The sequence below is a fragment of the Nonomuraea jabiensis genome, assembly GCF_014204795.1.
Classification (GTDB): domain Bacteria; phylum Actinomycetota; class Actinomycetes; order Streptosporangiales; family Streptosporangiaceae; genus Nonomuraea; species Nonomuraea jabiensis.
In genome coordinates, this window is sequence record NZ_JACHMB010000001.1 from 12746746 (window position 1) to 12766859 (window position 20114).

Consider the following 20114-nt stretch of genomic DNA (forward strand, 5'->3'; position numbering starts at 1 on the left):
GGGCGGACCGCTCCCATCTCCGCCGGCCGAGGGCGGTGCGCCGCCCTGAGGATACGGCCCGCTTTGAAGCGGAGGATGCGGCTGAGGGGACGGGTCGCCTTGCGGGTGGTGGTGCGGGCCGGTCATGTCGCGTCGTCCCTGAGCGCCTCGGCGCGGTGCGCGAGCTGCTCGGCGAGCCCGGCCGCCACCCCGTAGTCAAGACCCTTGATCGTCGAGGACCCGGCATGGGACGCGGTACGGATCTCGAGCGTGGCCAGCCCGAGCAGCCGCTCCATCCATCCTTGCCCCTTGTCGACCGTCTGGATGCGGCTCACGGGCACGAACACCCACTCCCTGGTCAAGAACCCCGACCTGGCGTAGACGACGTCCCCTGAGAGCTCCCAGCGGTGCACGGCGTACCGTACGAACGGCTCGGCCACCAGGAACGGCGCCGTCAGCAGCACCACCGCGGCCGGCAGCAGCCAGGAGTTGTCCGCGAACCAGCCGGGCACCCACGACCAGCCGCTCCCGCCGACCCACCGCGCCACCAGAAGCGAGCCGCCGAGAAGGAACACGAACGCGACCAGCGACTCGAGCAGCCACAGGCGGACGGCTTTCGGCGAGACGCGGTTCGCCGGATCGCGCAGCGGGCCAGTTGACGTCACAAGGCCAGCTTAGGGCGCGCGGAGGCAAGGCGATCAGTCCGCGAGCCGGTAAAGATCGACCGAGATTCTCGGCGTGTCGGCCGTCGCGCCCCTCCGCCCCGGTGCCATGCTCGGTGGCGGCCGGCCGCAGGCTGTCGAGCTTGGCCACGTCGGCGGCGCCACGTACGTGCCACCCAGGCCCGGCCAGCGCATGACCGCACCACCGCGCGAGCGCCTCACGCAACGTGGCAGCCGCCGTCCACCCGCGCCCGATCCGGACCACCAAAGCCTCCGAATCGCCACGCGCCCCTACATCTATGGACCGATCTGGCGCACTTGGTTTTTTCGGGATCGCCGCGACCGAAAACGGTGTCCGTTTTGTCGGATCCGAGCACGCGATCCCCCTCCCGTCCCCCGCGTCGAACCAGCAGGCCAGGCCGGTCCCGGAGCGCGACCCGATTCCGGTCCCCCAACAGACCCGCAGGCCACTCCTGTGGCCAACGTCACTCCGCGGATCCCGCGATTCTGACCCGTTTCGGATCCTTTACCGAGCACCGACCATCGAGAAACGGTCTGCGCACCGCCGAGAGCCGCGTAGCATCGTCCGGCATGGGGCTGTGTAACGCGGCAACACGTATGCGGCGCATCGCTGTCAGTGTGACGGCGGTGACTGCGGCGTTCGCGTTGGCCGGTTGCGGCAGCTTCATCGGCAGATCTCAGGCCAAGGACATCGCGGAAATCAACGTCTCGAGCCCGGAGCTGCGCGAGGGCAAGCCGCTCCCCGCCGAATACTCCTGCCGGGGTGGCGAGGGCAGTCCTCCGCTGCGCTGGTCGAGCCAGCCGCTGTCCGAGGCGAAGTCGATCGCGATCGTGGTCGACTCCCATACACCGTCCGATTCGGCCGTCAACTGGGTGCTCTACAACATCCCGGCGACCACGACCGAGCTGGGGCCCAACGCCGCGGCGGACCCTCCTGAAGGGTCCGGCCAGGCGAAGGTCACCGGCGGCAAGGAGGGCTATGAGCCGCCTTGCACCAGCCCGGGCAGCTATCGCTTCACTGTCTACACGTTGAACGGACGGGTCGACGTCCAGAAGGGTGCCGAGCTCCCCGACATCCTGAAGGAGATCGCGGACAAGACGATCGCCCGGGGCCGGCTCACAGCGGTCGACATCCAGTGAGAGAGCGAACACAGCAGGTAGTCCGGTGTACCAATTCTTCACGTAGGGTGTGACAACGCTCATAGTGGTCCGACACAATCAGATCCAATCGTTAGGCACTGGTGATCAAAGGGGGCAGGTCGCGTCGATGGCCGCGCGATCTCACCGGCGCCGAAGGGAGGCCATGGCTTTGAGGGTGGTGCAATGATCGCGGTCGTAGTGAGCTTGGTCGCCGTCGTGCTCCTCGTGCTCGTCGTCGTGGCACTGGGCATGCGTTCGATGAGCCGCCGGGAGAGCTCTCTCCCTCCGGAACGCCTGAAGGAGATGGCCGAGAAGGAGGAGAGGACCCAGACGCGGTCCACTGACGAGTTCGCCTCGCACGAGCCTCGTATGGCCAACTTCAGCCCTGACTTCAGCCCCATCGGTGAGCGCGAGCCCAAACCCGTGCGCACCGGTCAGCGTGGCAGGCGTGGCGTCGACGAGTGGGGCAACCCGTCCACCGATGACGACGACGAGGAGTTCTGGGCCAACATCCGCAGCGACGCGGAAGAGGGCGGCTTCGGCGCCGGTGGCACCGTGGCGGCCAGGAAGGCCTCCTCCCGTCCGGTCGAGCGTGACAAGCCCGCCGAGCGCCCCGCGGCCCCCAAGCGCCAGGAGCGCACCGCGAAGCCACGGCCGGCCGCCGCCTCCGCCGCCGTCGACCCCGACGCGACCACCGTCCAGGCCCCCCTCCCGCAGCGCCAGCCGGCCTCCGCCGCGGCCAACCTCGCCGACCTGGTGGAGCCCGCCAAGCGCCCCGCCCCGTCCCAGGCGGACATGGCCGACCAGCGTACGGTGACGTTCGCGGCCCCGACGGCCGACGTGATGAGCATCCTGGGCGCGGGCGCCCAGCCGGTCCCCTCCCCCCGCCCCGACTCCCTGTCGTCCAACAACTCCCCCAGGACCGGCACCGGCTCCTTCCCGGCGGCCCCCGCCGCCGGCGGCACCTTCCCGGCCAGCCCCGTGAGCCAGCCCGGCGGGAGCGGCGCCTACCCCGTCTCCCCCGCCTCGAGCGGCTCCTTCCCCGCCCAGCCCGCCCCCATCCACGGCGCGCCCACGAGCGACCCGTTCCCCGCCTACACCAACGCGGCCGAGACCACCTGGACCAACCCGCCCGCGACGCCCTCCTCGTCCGGCTCCTGGCCCTCGCAGCCCGACATCCTCGACGATCCCGCCCCCGCCGCCGGTTACGCCTCGGGGACCTCCTGGCCGGCGTTCGAGCAGCCCGCCGCGCGCTCTTCCTACCCCGCCTCGTACGAGGTGCGTGCCGGTTGGGCCGTGGCCGACGACACCGACCCGCTCACCGGCCCCTCCCCCGCCGCCGGCACCCCCACCGTGCCCGGCAGGGCGGTCTCGGCCTACGACGACGTGCTGTCCACGTCGACGCCGGTGCCGCCGACGCCGCAGGGCGCGCCGTTCGCGTACGAGACCGGCGACATCACCACCGCCCCGGCCGCCGCCTGGCCGGAGCCGCCGTCGAGCGCGACCTCGTGGCCGACGTACGGCTCCCAGAACGGCAACGGCGGCGGCAACCACCGCCGCGGCTCCGATCAGGAACACCCGCACGACTACTACCGGTGAACGCACGCGCCCATTAATGCGTAAAACCCGCGTGACACACCCTTAAAGCAGGGTCGACGGAGCAATAGGGTTTGCTCCATGATCCCCGACACGAAGAGTAGCTGGCTGAGCACCCTCCGGCATGACGTGCCAGCCTCGCTCGTGGTTTTCCTCGTCGCGGTGCCGCTCTCTCTGGGCATCGCGATGGCCTCCGGCGCGCCCCTGGCCGCCGGTCTGATCGCCGCCGTGGTCGGCGGGATCGTGGCGGGCGCCCTGGGCGGGTCCGCCGTACAGGTCAGCGGACCCGCCGCCGGGTTGTCGCTGGTGGTCGTGGATCTCGTGCAGACGTACGGATGGCGTGCCACCTGCATGATCACCCTGCTGGCGGGCGCCGTACAGCTCCTGCTGGGCGTCTTCAAAGCGGCCAGGGCGGCACTGGCGGTGTCGCCGGCGGTCATCCACGGCATGCTGGCGGGCGTCGGCGTGATCATCGCCCTCGCCCAGCTCCACGTGGTGCTGGGCGGCAACTCGCAGCGTTCGGCCGTGGCCAACCTGATCGAGCTGCCCGGCCAGATCGCGAACCTGCACGGGCACAAGGTCGCCGTCGGGCTGCTCACGATCACGGTGCTGGCGCTGTGGACGCGGCTGCCCAAGCGGGTCAAGGTGGTGCCCGCGCCGCTGGTGGCGCTGCTCGTGGGGGCGGTGACGGCGTGGGTGTTCGGCTGGGACGTCACGCGCGTGGACCTGTCCCACACCGTCACCGAGTGGGCCTTCCCGGTCCTGCCGCACGGCGACTGGCACCTGATCGTGGGGGCGGTGCTGCTGGTGGCGCTGCTGGCCGGGTGCGAGTCGCTGCTGTGCTGCGTGGCGGTGGACGGGATGCACGGCGGCCGCCGCGCCGACCTCGACCAGGAGCTGACCGGTCAGGGCGTCGCGAACATGGTCACCGGAGCCCTCGGCGGCCTGCCGGTGGCGGGGGTGATCGTGCGCAGCACCGCGAACGTGCAGGCCGGCGCGCGCACCCGCTGGTCGGCGATCCTGCACGGGGTGTGGGTGCTGGTGTTCGCCATCGGGTTCGGCTGGACGATCAAGCTGATCCCGCTGGAGGCGCTGGCGGCGTTGCTGGTGTTCATCGGCGTGCAGATGGTGAACCTCGGTCACATCAGGAAGGTGCACGGCCACGGCGAGGTGCCCGTCTACGTCGTGACGATGGCCACCGTGATCGTGCTCGGGCTCGCCGAGGGTGTCGTGGTGGGGCTGATCCTGGCCGCGCTGCTCGCGCTGCGCCGCCTGACCTGGGTCACGGTCCTCAAGCGCGACGGCGACGATGGGCGGCTGCATGTGACGGTCTCCGGTTCGCTGACGTTCCTGGGGGTGCCCAGGCTCACGCACGAGCTGCGGACGATCGCCCCGGCCACCGCCGTGGACCTCGACCTGAACATCGACTTCATGGACAACGCCGCCTTCGAGGCCCTCCACTCCTGGCGGCTGCACCACGAGCGCATGGGCGGTACGGTCGACATCGACGAGCTGCACGACGAGTGGTACTCGCTGGCGGCCAGCGGCGCGCGCATGTTCCCCGTGAAGTCGCCGCCCAAGGCGCCGGATCGCTGGTGGCTGCCGTGGTCGCACCGCCGTCGTCCCGTCCGTCCCTCGGCTCCGGACTCCGCCGAGGCGGAGTGCCTGCTGACGGCGGGGGCGCGCGAGTTCCACCGGCGTACGGCGCCGCTGGTCCGGCCCATCTTCACCGAGCTGGCTCGCAAGCAGCAGCCCTCGCACCTGTTCATCACGTGCGCCGACTCCCGCATCGTGCCCAGCCTCATCACCGCGAGCGGCCCGGGAGACCTGTTCACGGTGCGCAACATCGGCAACCTGGTGCCGCGCCGGGGCTCCGAACCGCACGACGACTCGGTGGTGGCGGCGATCGAGTACGCCACGCAGGTCCTCGGCGTACACACGATCACGGTGTGCGGGCACTCCGGGTGCGGCGCCATGGCCGGGGTGCTGAGCGGCGGGGTGCAGGCGGGCAGCCTGCCGGGGCTGAGAAGGTGGCTGCGGCACGGGAACCACAGCCTGGCCAGGTTCATCGAGACGGAGGGCGACCGGCTGCACAGCGGCGCTCTGGACGTGCTGTGCCGGGTCAACGTGCAGCAGCAGTTGGAGAACCTGCGCACGTACCGGAAGGTCGACGAGCAGGTGCGGGCCGGGAAGCTGGAGCTGGTGGGGCTGTTCTTCGACATCGGCTCGGCCAGGGTGCACATGGTGCCGCCGCTGCGCCCCACCGCCGAGCGGACGGTGAGCTTCTGAGTAATCCTGCGCAGACGCGGCGCCGCGAGGCGGATTAGCTCCCAGGGGTCGGAGGGGCGGAGGTGTCGAGGCCTCCGCCCCTCACTTTGCGGTAACTCATCACTGAATGGGTACAGAGCCACACGTAGAGTAATGAATCGCCCGAAACAGGGGGAATGGGCGGTGACGACACTTCGGAGAGCAGCGGTGGCCGCGGCGACGGGCATGCTCGCGGTCGCGTGCGCCGGCGCGCAGAGCATGACGATGACTGGATCACAAGTCGGCCTTGAGCCGTTTTATCAGCAGAAATTGTCATGGTCGGGCTGCGGAGACGGCTTTCAGTGCGCCACGTTGAAGGTGCCACGGGACTACGCCCGTCCGGAGGGTCACCAGCTGAGGATCGCCGTCATCCGGCTGCCCGCGAAAGACAGGTCCCGGCGCGTCGGCTCGCTGGTGACCAACCCGGGAGGGCCCGGCGCGTCCGGCGTCACCTTCCTCCGTACCTCCAGCCAGGCGTTCGGCGAGGCACTACGGGATCGCTTCGACCTCGTCGGATTCGACCCCCGCGGCGTGGGGCGGAGCGATCCGGTGCGCTGCCTCGACTTCCGGCAGACCGAGCAGCGCCTCCTCGCCGACCCGCCCACCACGCGGGCCCAGATCCACGCCGAGGTCATGTTCTGGCGGGCGTTCGCGGCGGCCTGCGAGGCCAGGTCCGGCGCCAACCTGCCGTACGTCGGAACGGTCAACGCCGCCCGCGACATGGACGTGCTGCGGGCGGCGCTCGACGACAGGCGGCTGACCTACATCGGATTCTCGTACGGCACGTACCTGGGCGCCTTCTACGCCGACCAGTTCCCCCGGAACGTGCGGGCCATGGTCCTGGACGGCGCGTCCGACCCGAAACTGACGGGCGAGGAGTTCCTCCTCGGTCACGCCCAGGGCTTCGAGACGGCGCTGCGCTCCTTCGCCGCCTACTGCGTCAGGACCGCCGGCTGTCCCCTGGGCACCGGAAGCGTGGACCGGGCCGTCGGCAAGGTTTCCGACCTGCAGGAGCGGGCCGCCCGCAAACCCCTGAAGAACCGGGCGGACGCCCGCGTCCCGGTGGACGACGACGGAGTGACGCAGGGCATCTACACGGCCCTCTACAACCGGAACAACTGGCCCACGCTACGGCAGGCCCTGGCACAGGCGATCGACGACGGCGACGGCACCGGCCTGTACAAGCTCGGTTACGAGCAGGAGCCCCGCGCCCCGTTCGGGGCACTGCAGGCGGTCAACTGCGTCGACAAGCCGTTTCCCCCCAATCTTGCGGCGGTCCAGAACCTGGCCGACCGGGCCGCGAAGGTCGCGCCGCATTTCGGCTCGTTCGTCGTGTGGCCGTGGCTGACGTGCGCGTACTGGCCGGTCAAGCCCGCCCGGCAGCCCAGGGCCGTGACAGCGGCCGGAGCCCCGCCGATCCTCGTAGTCGGCACCACGCGCGATCCCGCGACCCCGTACAGGTGGGCTCAGAGCCTGGCGAACCAGCTCACGTCCGGCGTCCTGCTGACCTACGTCGGCGACGGACACACCGCTTACCTGTCCAACACGGAGAAGTGCATCCGCGAACCGGTCGAGCAGTACCTGATCACCGCTCGGCCTCCGGCGCGCGGTCTCACCTGCGAGCAGACGCCGCTGGACCCGGCGGGCAAGGGCTCACCAAGCTGAACCGCCATGGCTGACACCGGAGAAACCTCCGCCCCGTGATGCCGCCTGCCATGGCTTCGCGCTCTTTGTCGCTTTTCTCCCCCACATAGGCCGCCGTGCCATCCCAGCCCGGGACGCTCTGGCGAACCGTGCCGCCGTCCATCCTCTCGCTATCCCTGCTCACCTCCTGCAGCCCCGCCCGCACCCGCGCCTGCCCCGCTCATCCCCCGCCCTGCCCATGCGCGCCCTGCCCTGCTCATCCCCCGCCCGGTCGCCGCGATCACACCGTCAGCCCGCCAGCATCGTCAAGGTCGACCTTGTGGCCGCCCTGCTGCTCAAGGCCCAGCGCCGGCACCGCGGCCGCACCGGCAGGGAGCGGCGTTCGGCGGCGCGGGCCGTCAGGGTCAGCGCCAACGCCGCCGCGTCCGCGCTGTGGTCCGCGATCGGCGGCGTGCCGGGACCGCCGTCGCCCACCGGAAGCTCGGCCTGTGCTACACGACCCCCGCCCCTGGAGGCCAGGTCCGCCTCCTGACAGCACTCACCTCCCCACAAGAGTCCCCTTTCGACCGAGAACCGCCGGTATGCGGCTCGGCCTGATGAGCGACGTGACGCCGGCGCAGTCATGGGGCGTCAGCGCGGCCGGGCACGTGGACGTGACCCTCAAGAACGGCTGGCCTGCCCCGGCCGCGCGACGGAGGCCGGTACAGCATCGACCGGGTACGTGACCGCCGCGGGCACACGTACCTGATCGCCGTCATCTCCCACCGGCACCGCACGATGGGGGCCGGGGTGAAAGCGGTCGAACACGTCGCCGAACTCGTCACCAAGGCCCTCTCCGAAGCGGCGGGCCGCGCGTGAGGCCGAGCAGATCCGGCGCGCGAAGCTGCTCGACCCCGGACCATGCAGCCGGCGCATGGTGGCCTTCCGCTCCGAAGCGGGGAATGGACGAGGGCGCGTTCCGTCGCGGCGGTCAGGCGTCCCAGGTGACGGGGAGGCTCTTGACCCCGTAGATGTCGGCCGTCTCCGGGCGCAGGGCGACCTCGTCGGCCGGTACGGCCAGGCGCAGCGTGGGGAAGCGGTTGAGCAGCGCGGGCAGCGCGACGCGCAGCTCGACACGGGCCAGCTGCTGGCCCAGGCACTGGTGGATGCCGTGGCTGAAGGCCAGGTGCCCGCCGTCCTGCCGGCGCAGGTCGAGAGTGTGGGGATCGGTGAAACGCTCAGGGTCGCGGTTGGCGGTGGCCAGCGACAAGATGAGCGTCGAGCCCGCCTTGATGCTCTGGCCGCCCAGCTCGACGTCCTCCAGCGCGACCCTCGCGAACTGCTTGGCGACGCTCAGATACCGCAGCAACTCCTCCACGGCCGGCTCGGCGAGCGCGGGGTCGGCACGCAACGCCGCCAGCTGCTGCGGGTTCTGCAACAGCGCGAAGGTGCCCAGCGCCAGCATGTTCGCGGTGGTGTCGAACCCGGCCGACAGCAGGATCAGCGCCATCCCCTGCAGCTCCTCATCGGTCAGGTCGCTGTCGAGCAGGTCGCTGAGCACGTCGTCGGTGGGATCGGCGCGCTTGGCGACCACCAGCTGCGCGAGGTACTGCTGGGTGGCGGTGTAGGCCTCCATCAGCTCCTCATCGCCGACCTCCCCGCCGAGGAACTTGTCGATGTTGTCCTGGAAGGAGCCCCGGTCCTCGTACGGCACGCCCAGCAGCTCACAGATGATGACGGCCGGGATGGGCTTGGCGAACGCGGTCACCAGGTCCACCTGCGGGCCGGCCTTCTCCATCGCGTCCAGGTGCTCGGCGGTGACCTGCTCGACGCGCTCGGTGAGCAGCCGCATCCGCCGCACGGTGAACTTGCCCACCAGCGGCTTGCGATAGCGGGAGTGCCGCGGCTCGTCCATCAGCAGGAACTCACCAGGCGGCGCCGGAGGAAGCTCGATGTCACCGTACGCGCTGTAGTCGATCAGCGGATGGTGACGCATGAGCTCCTTACGCGAACTGAACCGCGAATCGGCCAGAACCGACCGGACCAGATCGAAACCGGTGACCAGCCAGCCCTGATGCCCGTCGGGGAAGGGATAGGGCGTGATGGGGCTGTGCTCGCGGGTCTGGATCAGCTCCTTGGGCGGGTCGAAGGGGCAGCCGGGCTGACGCGCGGTCGGCATCTTGGTGAGGGGGATTTCCATGGTCATTCCTCTCATCGGCCTAGGTTCAAGTCGAGACATCATGATCAGGGGCTGAACGGAAGCGATGACGCTGGTCAGCCATCAGCAGCGGGTTTTCCTCGCCGGTGAGCAGGCCGTCCGGGGGCCGGCAGCGTGGCCAACACGTTCGCTGCCGGGGTCTTCCCCAGCGCCGCCGGGCCCGGGCAGGGCGAAGATCGTGCCGCTCTGGACATCCAGGTCGATGCCGTCGAGCAAGGGGCCGTGATGGCTGAGCCGTTCATGGGAGCCACCATCGCCGACCGCGCTGATATCAGACCGTTGCCGGGCTGACACGACACCCCGTCAGACCTGATCGCCGCCGGAACCCTCCTCTGGCCTGGCAGACTGCCCAACGCCCACATCGAAGACCTCTGGCGCCCGAGCTTTCCGACACCCCACCCCGGATGCGGCTCCCACGGCGGCCGGGGAACAACGGCGCGGGCATCCAGATCCCGCTCAGCAACGTCAACCCATCAACCTGCGCGCTGTCCGAGCCGGCATGAAGCCCGAACGGCGGCACATGCGCACGCAAGACAGCAGCCCCACCGTCACCTCGGCGGCATCCCCGACCTCAACGACCTCCCAGCCTGGGCAGCATCCCAGCCTGGGCGGCACCCCAGCCTGGGCAGCATCCCCGACCTCAACCACCTCCCAGCCTGGGCGGCATCCCGGCCTGGGCAGCCTGCCAGCCACGGTGGCATCCTCGGCCGTGCCTCCTACCGCGCCGACGCCGAAGGCAACCAGCCCATCAACCGGCTCGGCGCCGCCGACGAGATCGCACAACCCGTCCTACGTCCACCGGGACGACCACCTCCGGTCACGCGGCGAGGGACACCCACCCTCACGCTCCACGACGGACGGCTTCGATCAGGGCGCGGAGGAGGGCGGTGCGCCGGGGCATCTCGGCGACGATGACGTGCTCGTCGTCCGCATGCGCCCCGCCGCCGACCGCGCCCAGCCCGTCGAGGGTCGGGCAGCCGACTCCCGCCGTGAAGTTGCCGTCCGAGGCGCCGCCCACCGAGGCCGAGGTCAGCGGCCCCACTCCCAGGTCCGCCGCCAGCTCCTGCGCCAACGCGTACAGCGAGGCCGACATCGCGCTCTCGAGCGGCGGCCGGTTGGGGCCGCCGAGGATCTCCAGGCGGGTGCCGGGCAGGACCGGCCGAAGCGCATGGAAGGCCGCGTCGACCCGATTCTGCTCCGACATCTCTGCCACTCGCACATCCACCGAGATCGAGGCGGCGGCGGGAACGGTGTTGCGTGCCGTACCGCCTGACAAGACCGTAGGCGTGACAGTGGTGGCCCCGGCGCCCATGGCGGCGATGGCCAGGATCTGGTGAGCCAACTCGATCGCGGCGTTCAGTCCCTTCTCGGGCTCGAGCCCGGCGTGCGCGGCCCGGCCGCGGACGTTGACGGTGTAGAGGGCGGTGCCCTTGCGGGACGTCTTCAGCGCGCCGCCGTCGGCGCTCGCCTCCATGACGAACGCGGCGGCCAGCCCTCGGGCGGTCTCCTTGATCAGCTCAGCCGAGGTACGCGAGCCGCACTCCTCGTCACCGTTGATCAGCAGGGTGACGCCGTCGAGCGACCCGAGCCCGGCCAGGGCGTGGAACGTCTGCACCAGCCCCGCCTTCATGTCGAACACCCCAGGCCCCCGCGCCACGCCGTCCACCACTGACCATGGGTGGGTGGCGAGGGTGCCGATCGGCCAGACGGTGTCGTGGTGACACAGCAGGAACACCTTGGGGGTGCCGAACGTCCAGCGCAGGTGCGTGACGCCGTCGATCACGAGGAACTCTGGCTGTGCGCCCAGGTAACGGGCTCCCATCGCCGCCACGACCTTCGCGCTGCGGGCAACGGCCTCCAGGTCATGGGTGAAGGACTCGCACAACACCAGCTCTTCGAGATCCTCGATCATGCCATCCCTCCGTAGAGCTCGCGCTTCATTCCGTTTCCTCTCCGCCGCCGTCCCCTCACACCGGCCCGATCGCCGTCCGAGAAGGGGTGATGAAGGGGGTGATGCACAGGCCGGCGACCCACCACCCGCGCGTTCAGATCCTCTGAAGGCGGTGCATGCTGCCGCCGACCGAACCGGCTCCCGCCCAGGAACCAGCGCACGCTGCCGCCAACACCGTCAATCGCTCACCCAAGAGTCCGCGAACGCCGCCGCCCACTCCACCGACTACTCGCCCAAGCAGCGCGCCCACTGCCACCGACTCAACCAGTTCCCCACCCAGGAACCAGCGCACCTTGCCGCCAACGCCATCAATCGCTCACCCAAGAGTCCGCGAACGCCGCCGCCCACTCCACCGACCACTCGCCCAAGCAGCGCGCCCACTGCCACCGACCCAACCAGTTCCCCACCCAGGAACCAGCGCACCTTGCCGCCAACGCCATCAATCGCTCACCCAAGAGACCGCGAACGCCGCCGCCCACTCCACCGACCACTCGCCCAAGCAGCGCGCCCACTGCCACCGACCCAACCAGCTCCCCACCCAGGAACCAGCCCACCTGCCCACCAACGCCATCGATCACTCACCCACGAGACGGCACCGAGCCGCCACCCACTGCACCTGCTACTTACCCGGAAACCCGTGCTCCTGCCGCCAACCGGCCCAGCTATTTGCCGGAAGGTGATGCACGCCGTCGCCCACCCACCGAGCCGCTCCCTGGCCGGAAACCGGTGTTCGCCAGCGTTGGCCCATCCGGCTATCTCCTGGAAAGCGGTGCGCACCGTCGCCAACCCACCGAGCCGCTCCCTGGCCGAAAAGCAGTGTTCGCCAGCATTAGCCCATCCGGCTATTCCTGGAAAGCGGTGCGCACCGTCGCCAACCCACCGAGCCGCTCCCTGGCCGAAAAGCAGTGTTCGCCAGCATTAGCCCATTCGGCTATTCCTGGAAGGCGGTGCGCGCCGTCATTGACCGACCGAGCTCGCTGATCGGAGAGCGGGACACGTCGACGTCAGCGGACTCAGCTGTCTGCCCGATGGCGACGCACCCTCCCGCTGGCCGGACCGCATGCGCACGCCGCCGATCACGCCAGTTGCTCGCCCAGGAACCGGTGCACGTTGCCGCCGATGATCTTCGTGACGTCCTTCTCCGGGAGGCCGCGGGCGAGCAGGCCCTCGGTGATCATGGGCAGGCCCGCGGGACCCGCCAATCCCGGGATGGCCGACTTCGGGTTGACGCCCCTCGCGTTGAGGCCCTCGCAGCAGGGCGGCGTCAGGTCGTCCATGACCTCGCGGATGAAGTCGGGGCCGAGTCCGACGTGGTCGATCCCGGCGACGGACACGACGTGCTCGATGTGGTCGAGCAGGCGGTCGAGGGTCATGTCCTCCTCCCGCTCGGCGAGGAAGGGGGCGAAGAAGTTGACGCAGATCACGCCGCCCGTGGCGGCTACCGCGCGGAGCTGATCGTCGGTGAGGTTGCGGTGGTGGTCGCGCAGCGCCCTGGCGGCGGAATGGGTGGCCATGACCGGTCTGGTGGCCTGCTCCAGGACGTGCGCCACGCCGGAGGCGCCCAGGTGGGAGACGTCGAAGACGATGCCGAGCCGTTCCATCTCCTGCAGGGCCGCGATGCCGTGGGAGGTCAGGCCGCTGCCCGTGGCGTCCTCACCGCTGCCGTCGGCCAGCGGCGTGCGTCCGAAGTGGGCGATGGACGCCACCCGTACGCCAAGGCGGTGAACGGTCGAGATCAGCTCGACGTCGGCATCGATGCCCGGCATGCTCTCCAGCGCGATCACCAGGGCGATCTTGCCCTCGTCGAGCGTTCGGTCGATGTCGGCCGCGTTAAGACATATCCGGACATGGTCGGGATTTCCCTCGGCCAGCACGTGCGCACACTCGATCATGCGCAGTGTCTGTCTCAGGGCGCCCTCCGGCCGGTATTGGTCGTCGATGAAGACCGGCAGGATCTGCAGATCGACTCCGCCGTCGACGAGCTGGGGCAGCCATCTCTCCCGGAAGAACGAGGCCCACTGCTGAGGCGGTCGCGCGGAGACGGCCATGAGCAGGTCGTTGTGGGTGTCGGCCACGACTGCGCGCTGGTGGAGGGAAAGCGTCATGCGATGGACGTTATCGCGAGGGCTGGACCTGCTCCAATGCACCCGGAGTCCGATTTTTTGGATCACTTGTACGACTGTGGGTTGAGTTTCAAGTGTGCCCAGTGGGGAACCGCGCCCCGACCCCCGGACCCCGACGACGGGTGATGGGTAACGGGCGAGTCGAGTACACGGTGGTGGCCGAATGCACGCGCCAGGCTGAGCGGTGATGACGACCTGGGTTGGGCCGCGATGGCGTGGGCCGCGATGGGCTGGACCCCGAGGGGGGATTGCGCGCGGCTGGGCCCCGATGGGGTGGGTGCGCGGGGCTGCAGTCGCGGCATCGGGGTGGCGTCGCCGTAGAGGTGGCGTCGCCGTCCCGAGTGAGCTCGCCGTCAGGGGTGACCACACCGCCCGGAGGTGTCACCGTCCGGAGTCGCCTCGCCGTCAGGGCTGGCCAGACCGCCCGGAGCGGCGTCGCCGTCCGGAGTCGCCTCGCCGTCACGGGTGGCGTCACCGTCCGGAGTGGCCTGGCCGTCAGGGTGACCACCCGTTCGGAGTGGCCTCCCGGCCGGAGGGGCGTTGCTGTTGGGGGTTCGTCCAGGGTCGGGTGAGCCGGTCAGGTGATCTCGTGCGACTCCGGCCAGCCGGATTCGAGCAGGTCGAAGATGGCGTTCATCGCGGCCAGAGGGTCGGGCTCCACGCCCGCGAGCTCAGGGATCTCCAGGACATAGCGGGCGAGCGCGCGGACGGTCATGTCGGAGGGGTCGCGGCCGCTCTCCGCGGCGATCGCCTCTGCCAGGGGCCCCTCGCCGGCTATCCAGAGCTTGCGTGAGTACTCCCGCAGGGCGGGGGTGCCGACGATCAGGTCACGCTTGGCCCGCAGGTCGGGCGGGAGATCGTCGGTGAAGGGACCCCGGGCCGCCAGGCAGCGGCGCAGGGCTTCCAGTACGGACTGGCCGGCGGGCCGGTCGCGGACCGCGGCGGCCAGCCAGACGTGTCGTTCCGCGCCGTCGTCGAAGATCAGCGCCTCCTTGCCGTCCGGCACGTGCGCGAACAGCGTGGCGATGGAGACCACCAACCACCTGGGACACTTCGCGTTGATCCACTGGCTCGCGCCCCTGCTGACGGGTACGCCCGCGAGCCGCGTCGTCACCACCGGCAGCTTCACCGCCAAGTCCGAGAGCCTGGACCTCGACGACCTCCAGAGCACGCGCGACTACCGGCCCAAACGCACCTACGCGCGTTCCAAGCTCGCGCAGATGCTCTTCGGCTTCGAGCTCGACCGCCGCCTGCGCGCCGCCGGCAGCACGACGCTGAGCGTGGTCACCCACCCCGGCGGCGCGCTCGACTCCCTCACACCGGCCCGCCCGCCGGTCCACCTGCCCACCACCGGCGAGCGGCTGCGCGGCCTGCCTGCCGGCCTCCTCCTTCAGGGCAAGGAAGCCGCCGCCTGGCCCGCCGTGCGGGCCGTCCTCGACCCGTCCGTACGCGGCGGGCAGCTATGGGGACCCCGGGTCTTCGGGATCCGCGGCCTGCCCGTCCTCGAACCCGTACGCGGCCACCTGGCCGACACCGAACTCGCGGCCCGCGTGTGGACCGCCAGCTCAGCCCTGACCGGCCTGGACCCCACTCCTCCAGCGGACCTCACCCAGCCCCCCGCGCGAGAGTGAAGGTCAGCGCCCATGAGGAAGATCCTCGACGTTGCTCACTCTCCGAACCCGTTCCGGCGAGCGACCCGGCCCCCGCCGACAGGGGTCATGGCCGCGTCCGGGCCTGGCCCTCGACCAGGGCGGCGAAGCCGTCGAGATGGCGCGCGAGGCTGTACTCGAACAGCCCGTCCAAGTCCGACACCGTCTCCTCGGCGATCGTGGCCAGCAGTGGAAAGCGTCCGCTGTCGAGGAGTTCGTCGGCGCGGTGGCGTTGCGCGACCCACCACCGGTCGAGGGTCACCCCGGTCTCCTGCTCCGCCTCGATCTCGTCCGCCATCGACAGGGCGACGGTGATGACCAGCCCGTGCAGCGCGAGCGCCTCTCGAATGCAGGTCTCCATGGGCAGGCCGAGCCCGTCGAGCGCGCGCAGGGTCCATTCGGTGTGGGCCATCATGTTGGGCACGAGCAGCGGGCGCGTGAACGAGACGGCCCTGGGCAGCCAGAGGTGCCGCCGTACCAGCTGCCATTGCCGGCGGGAGATCAGTTCGAGCTTGGCCCGCCAGCCGTCCGGACCGGGCACGGGGAGCTCCGGTTCGCCGAAGACCTCGTCGACCATCTGCGTCACCAGCTCGTCCTTGTTCTCCACGTGCCGGTACAGCGACATCGGACCGGCGCCGAGCTCGGCCGCGAGCCGCCGCATGGACACCGCGTCGAGCCCCTCGACATCGGCGATCTTGATGGCGGTGCGGAGCAGCTGTTCGCGGTTGAGCGCCTGCTTGGGGACGCCGGCCTGCCGCGGTCTCGGCGGCACGGCCGGCTGCTTGTGGGTCGTACGTGAGCTGACCACCGCGCCGGAGCCGACCTTCGTCTCGACCAGCCCCTCGTCGCGCAGCGCCGCCATCACCTTGGTCGCGGTGGCGAGCGCGACGCCCCACCGCTGGGCGATCTGCCGGATGGACGGCATGCGATCGCCGGGCCGCAGGGCGCCGCTCAGGATCCGGGCACGGATCTCCGCGACGATCCGCTGATAGGGCGGATCCGTCCGCTGCATGGGGGCCTCCGATCCATCGATAAGTGCACTAGTTCACTCTATCCAGTACTAGTGCACTTTATCCAGCTAAAACCGCCGTAGGGGCGGGCCCTTCAATACTCTGTACGCATGACAGTTGATACGCCGTACGCATCCGTACGGCAGGCGGACGGAGCAGACGAGCAGGCGGTGCTGGACGTCCTCACCGAGGCGTTCATGAACGATCCCCTCGCCTGCTGGCTCTTCCCCGAGGCGAGCGAACGCGGCCGGCTCCAGTCGCACTTCTACCGCTCCCTGCTCGCCCATCCCGGCGCCGAGGCGTACCTGATCGGCGGTCACGAAGGCGCCTCGGTGTGGCTGGCGCAGACGTCCCACGAGGAGCCGCCGGAGGCGGACCAGGAAGCGGTCTTCGGCGAGAACGGAGCGCGGCTGCAGGCCGTCGGCGAGGCGCTGGCCCAACGGCATCCCGACCACGAACCGCACCTCTACCTCGCGTGCATGGGAGTGGTCGGCGGGCGGCAGGGCGCCGGACTCGGTACGGCGATGCTGCGCCACCGGCTGGAGCGGGCCGACGCCGACGGGCTCGCCGCGTACCTGGAGGCGAGTTCGCCCCGCAGCCGCGACCTCTACCTGCGGCACGGCTTCGAGGAGCTCGGCGAACCGGTGCGCGTGGCGGACAGCCCCCTCCTGTGGCCGATGTGGCGCCGGCCGCGCCCCTGACCATCCGTACAAACCCAACGAACAAAGGAAGAGAACGACAATGAGCAACCATGAAGCAGAGCGAGCGCCGACCCTGCTGTTCGTCCACGGGACCAACTCCTCCTCGGCCTTGGGCACGGGGCTGATCCGCGAACTCACCCTGCGCGGGCACCGCGCCCTGATGGTCGACCTCCCGGGACACGGCGACGAGGCGTTCTATCCTCGCGCGTACCAGGCCCCGCAGGACCTCCAGGCGCTGGCCACCGAGCCGTCGCCGCTCGCCAAGATCACCATCGACGACTACGTCGAGCGGGTCGTGGACGTGGTCCGCCGCGCCCGCCGCCTCGGGCCCGTGATCCTGGCCGGCGCCAGCCAGGGCGGCGTCACCCTGAGCAGGGTCGGCAACGCCATCCCCGAACTGCTCGACCGGGTCGTCTACGTCGCCGCGTACTGCTGCGTGGACCTGCCTAACCTGACCGCCTACCTCTCCACCCCCGAGAACGGCGACAGCCTGCTCTCCCAGGTGACCCAGGCGCTGGTCGCCGACCCCGCGGTCCTCGGGGTGACCCGGCTCAACTGGCGCTCGGCCGACCCGGCGGTGTTCCAGGGCGTCAAGGAGGCCCTGGCCGGCGACTTCACCGACGAGGGGGTGAGCCGGCTGCTCAACCTGCTCGAACCCGACGAGACCGCCGGCATCCCCATCGCAGAAGCCCGGGGCGAGGCGCACACGTGGGGCCGCATCCCCCGGACCTACGTACGCTTCACCCTCGACCGGTTGATCCCGCTGGCGCTGCAGGACCGGTTCATCAGGGAGGCCGACCGCCTCACGCCCGACAACCCGACCGACGTGCGAAGCGTCGCGGCGCCCCACGTCGGCCCCTTCGACCGGCCCGAACTGGTGGAGATCTTCAGCGAGCTCCTCAGCCGCTGACCCCGCGCAGGTCGCGCGTGGTGCCGTCCGCGATGGCCTGGAGTTTGTCCGGGTTGGCGATGTTGTGGATGGTCGTGATGCGACCGTCGGCGTCGAAATCGAACGTGACGGTGGCGATCACCCGGCCCGGGCCGCTGAACACTACGCCCGGGCCGCCGTTGATCTCGACCAGTGCGGCGTTCATGTCGGCGGGCTCGACGCCCTGGTAGGTGACCTCGCCGATGGCGGCGAACCAGGCGGCCACCGTCTGCGCGCCCACGACCGGGCGCAGCGCCTGGCGCACCTTGCCGCCGCCGTCGGTCCACAGGGTGACGTCCGGGGACAGCAGTTCCATGAGGGTGTTGAGGTCGCCTCCGGTCGCGGCGGCGAGGAAGCGCTCGGTGACGTCGCGCTGCCGCGACCGGTCCGCGGTGAACCGGGGCCGCCGGGCCCGTACGTGCTCGCGAGCGCGGTGCGCGGCCTGGCGTACCGCGGTCTCGGAGCGCTCCACCGCCTCCGCGATCTCGGCGTGGCTGAAGCCGAAGACCTCCTTCAGCACGAAGACCGCGCGTTCGAGCGGGCTCAGGGTCTCCAGCACCACCAGCATCGCCGTCGACACCGACTCGGCGTTCGTGACGTCGTCGGCGGTGTCTCCGGAGGTGAGGATGGGCTCCGGAAGCCACGGCCCCACGTAGGTCTCGCGCTGGTGCTGCGTGGAGCGCAGCCGTTGCAGCGCCAGATTCGACGCGATCCGCGCCAGATAGGCCTTGGGGTCGGCCACCTGCGAACGGTCGGCGGCCGACCATCTGATCCAGGCGTCCTGGACCGCGTCCTCGGCGTCCGCCACGGTGCCGAGGATGCGGTAGGCCACGGAGAACAGCAGGTTGCGATGCTGGTTGAAGACCTGCTGGTCGCGATCGGAGTACGGCTGCGTCACCGCACACCCCTGGTGAAGCGGCCGCCGCGGGGCCAGAACGCGCCCGAGGCGGGCATCTTCTTCATGCGGCCATAGGTCGGCCAGGGGGAAGCGGTCACCGTCTCCTTATACCGTGCCGCCATCCGGCCGGTGAGATAGACCCTGCGGGGGCTGTCGTCGGGGCGGGTGAACTGGACGACCGCATCGTGCCGCCCCAGGCTCACCGGCGTGTGGTAGTAGCCGAAGCGGAACGGCTTGGGCCGCCTGCCGTCCAGCGCGCGGACGATCGACACCGCGGCGTGCACGCCGGTCGGCATGCCGCCCTGGCAGGTGCCGTGCATGACGCCGTAGCCCTGCCGGATCGCGGCCGCGTCGCCCACGGCGTACACGTCCGGGTGTGACACCGACCGCAGCGTGGCGTCGGTGACGACCCGGCCGCGCTCGTCGACGGTCAGACCGGCCGCGGCCGCCAGCGGCGACACCCGCGTACCGCTCGTCCACAGCACGGCGTCGGCGGCGACGAGCTCCCCGCCCGCCAGCTCCACCGCGTCCGGCAGCACCTTCACCACCTCGACCCCGCTGAGCACCCGGACGCCCAGGCGCGCGAGCGCGGCCTGCAGATACGCCCTCGGCTTGGGGCTCATGGCCGCGCCGGGCTCCTGCCGGCCCAGCAGCACGACGTCCAGCTCCGGGTGCTGTTCGGCGATCTCCGCGGCCGACTCGACGCCGGTCAGCCCGCTGCCGCCGACCACGACCGTGCCCCGGCCCAGCCGAGCCAGCCGGGCCAGCCGATCGGCCAGCAGCTCGGCGTCCTGCGCGCTGTTGAGCGTGTACGCGTGATCCTCCACGCCCGGCACCGCCGCCGTGTCGGCCACGCTGCCCAGCCCGTACACCAGCGTGTCGTAGTGCAGCACCCGGTCGTCGTCGATCCGTACGAGCTTCGCGCCGGCGTCCACAGCCGTCACCCAGCCCCGCACGAACCGCGCACCCGTGCCCTCCAGCAGCTCCGGGATGCTCAGCTCGGCGACCCGCTGCCCGGTCGCCGACATGTGCAGCCGCAGCCGCTCGGTGAACCGCTCCTGCGCGTTCACCAGGGTCACCTGCACGTCCTCGCGCCGCCTGCCCCGAGCCGCGAGCTGGATCGCCGCGGCCATGCCCGCGTACCCCGCCCCCAGAATCAGAACCCGATGCGTGCCTGTTTCACGGTTCTTGGTCATCTTTGCGCCTTTCTCCTCGCGCTGACGACCACGTGATGCAAGCTGCTCGCCGATACGTGACATGGGCCGGGTGTGACCTGCGCCACACCCGGTCAGCGGCCGCGCGGAGACG

The 20114-nt window shown here is 70.6% G+C and carries 18 protein-coding genes; 9 read left to right on the top strand and 9 right to left on the bottom strand.

All coding sequences use genetic code 11. The features are described from left to right. Positions 1-122 precede the first annotated feature (122 nt). Positions 123-644 carry a PH domain-containing protein gene (locus HD596_RS58135; protein ID WP_313047481.1) on the bottom strand — a complete coding sequence of 174 codons (522 nt, stop codon included), beginning with the start codon at positions 642-644 and terminating at the stop codon, positions 123-125. Positions 645-1232: 588 nt separating this feature from the next. On the opposite strand from HD596_RS58135, the gene HD596_RS58140 reads away from it, so the two are divergent. From HD596_RS58140 to HD596_RS58160, 5 genes are all read left to right on the top strand, one after another. Next, complete coding sequence (locus HD596_RS58140; protein WP_185077865.1) at positions 1233-1802, top strand: YbhB/YbcL family Raf kinase inhibitor-like protein; 570 nt, start codon at positions 1233-1235, stop codon at positions 1800-1802. Between the two features lie 183 nt (positions 1803-1985). Then, positions 1986-3401: a hypothetical protein gene (locus tag HD596_RS58145; protein WP_185077866.1), complete on the top strand. Its 1416-nt coding sequence runs from the start codon at positions 1986-1988 to the stop codon at positions 3399-3401. 78 nt (positions 3402-3479) lie between these two features. After that, positions 3480-5687 (top strand): SulP family inorganic anion transporter, encoded by a 2208-nt coding sequence (locus tag HD596_RS58150; protein ID WP_185077867.1) that lies wholly within the window; start codon positions 3480-3482, stop codon positions 5685-5687. Positions 5688-6023: 336 nt separating this feature from the next. Continuing rightward, positions 6024-7370, top strand: coding sequence for an alpha/beta hydrolase (locus HD596_RS58155; protein WP_313047706.1), 1347 nt, complete (start codon positions 6024-6026; stop codon positions 7368-7370). Between the two features lie 298 nt (positions 7371-7668). After that, positions 7669-7881 (top strand): hypothetical protein, encoded by a 213-nt coding sequence (locus tag HD596_RS58160; protein ID WP_185077869.1) that lies wholly within the window; start codon positions 7669-7671, stop codon positions 7879-7881. A 128-nt stretch (positions 7882-8009) separates the two neighbouring features. On the opposite strand, the gene HD596_RS58165 is transcribed toward HD596_RS58160, so the two are convergent. Continuing rightward, positions 8010-8264 (bottom strand): hypothetical protein, encoded by a 255-nt coding sequence (locus tag HD596_RS58165; RefSeq protein WP_185077870.1) that lies wholly within the window; start codon positions 8262-8264, stop codon positions 8010-8012. A gap of 55 nt (positions 8265-8319) precedes the next feature. After that, positions 8320-9528, bottom strand: a complete 1209-nt coding sequence (locus tag HD596_RS58170; protein WP_185077871.1) for a cytochrome P450 — start codon at positions 9526-9528, stop codon at positions 8320-8322. Positions 9529-9660: 132 nt separating this feature from the next. Here HD596_RS58170 and HD596_RS58175 point away from each other — a divergent pair, with 132 nt between their 5' ends. After that, positions 9661-9837, top strand: coding sequence for a hypothetical protein (locus HD596_RS58175; protein ID WP_185077872.1), 177 nt, complete (start codon positions 9661-9663; stop codon positions 9835-9837). Positions 9838-10387: 550 nt separating this feature from the next. Here HD596_RS58175 and HD596_RS58180 read toward each other — a convergent pair. The 3 genes from HD596_RS58180 to HD596_RS58190 all read right to left on the bottom strand — a co-directional run bounded on the left by HD596_RS58180 (position 10388) and on the right by HD596_RS58190 (position 14656). Continuing rightward, entirely contained in the window at positions 10388-11458 is a 1071-nt protein-coding gene (locus HD596_RS58180) for a M20 family metallopeptidase (RefSeq protein WP_185077873.1), read from the bottom strand. A 1115-nt stretch (positions 11459-12573) separates the two neighbouring features. Further along, positions 12574-13602, bottom strand: coding sequence for a dipeptidase (locus HD596_RS58185; protein WP_185077874.1), 1029 nt, complete (start codon positions 13600-13602; stop codon positions 12574-12576). 595 nt (positions 13603-14197) lie between these two features. Continuing rightward, positions 14198-14656, bottom strand: coding sequence for an acyl-CoA-like ligand-binding transcription factor (locus tag HD596_RS58190; RefSeq protein ID WP_313047482.1), 459 nt, complete (start codon positions 14654-14656; stop codon positions 14198-14200). On the opposite strand from HD596_RS58190, the gene HD596_RS58195 reads away from it, so the two are divergent. After that, positions 14646-15251 carry an SDR family NAD(P)-dependent oxidoreductase gene (locus HD596_RS58195; protein ID WP_221521422.1) on the top strand — a complete coding sequence of 202 codons (606 nt, stop codon included), beginning with the start codon at positions 14646-14648 and terminating at the stop codon, positions 15249-15251. The two genes, HD596_RS58190 and HD596_RS58195, sit on opposite strands and share 11 nt — an antisense overlap. A gap of 85 nt (positions 15252-15336) precedes the next feature. Here the strand turns inward: HD596_RS58195 and HD596_RS58200 are convergent, their stop codons facing one another. Further along, complete coding sequence (locus HD596_RS58200) at positions 15337-16281, bottom strand: TetR/AcrR family transcriptional regulator C-terminal domain-containing protein (protein ID WP_185077876.1); 945 nt, start codon at positions 16279-16281, stop codon at positions 15337-15339. 108 nt (positions 16282-16389) lie between these two features. Here HD596_RS58200 and HD596_RS58205 point away from each other — a divergent pair, with 108 nt between their 5' ends. Together HD596_RS58205 and HD596_RS58210 are read left to right on the top strand one after the other, a co-directional pair. After that, entirely contained in the window at positions 16390-16980 is a 591-nt protein-coding gene (locus HD596_RS58205; RefSeq protein WP_185077877.1) for a GNAT family N-acetyltransferase, read from the top strand. A gap of 40 nt (positions 16981-17020) precedes the next feature. Further along, complete coding sequence (locus tag HD596_RS58210; protein WP_185077878.1) at positions 17021-17890, top strand: alpha/beta fold hydrolase; 870 nt, start codon at positions 17021-17023, stop codon at positions 17888-17890. Here the strand turns inward: HD596_RS58210 and HD596_RS58215 are convergent. Both HD596_RS58215 and HD596_RS58220 read right to left on the bottom strand, forming a co-directional pair. Further along, on the bottom strand, positions 17880-18806 hold the full coding sequence (locus HD596_RS58215) for an RNA polymerase sigma-70 factor (RefSeq protein ID WP_185077879.1): 927 nt from the start codon (positions 18804-18806) through the stop codon (positions 17880-17882). The genes HD596_RS58210 and HD596_RS58215 overlap by 11 nt on opposite strands. Next, the gene (locus tag HD596_RS58220) at positions 18803-20002 is read right to left on the bottom strand and encodes an NAD(P)/FAD-dependent oxidoreductase (RefSeq protein WP_185077880.1); all 1200 of its coding nucleotides are present in this window, start codon (positions 20000-20002) and stop codon (positions 18803-18805) included. The genes HD596_RS58215 and HD596_RS58220 overlap by 4 nt, the downstream gene beginning before the upstream one ends. Between the last annotated feature and the right edge of the window lie 112 nt (positions 20003-20114).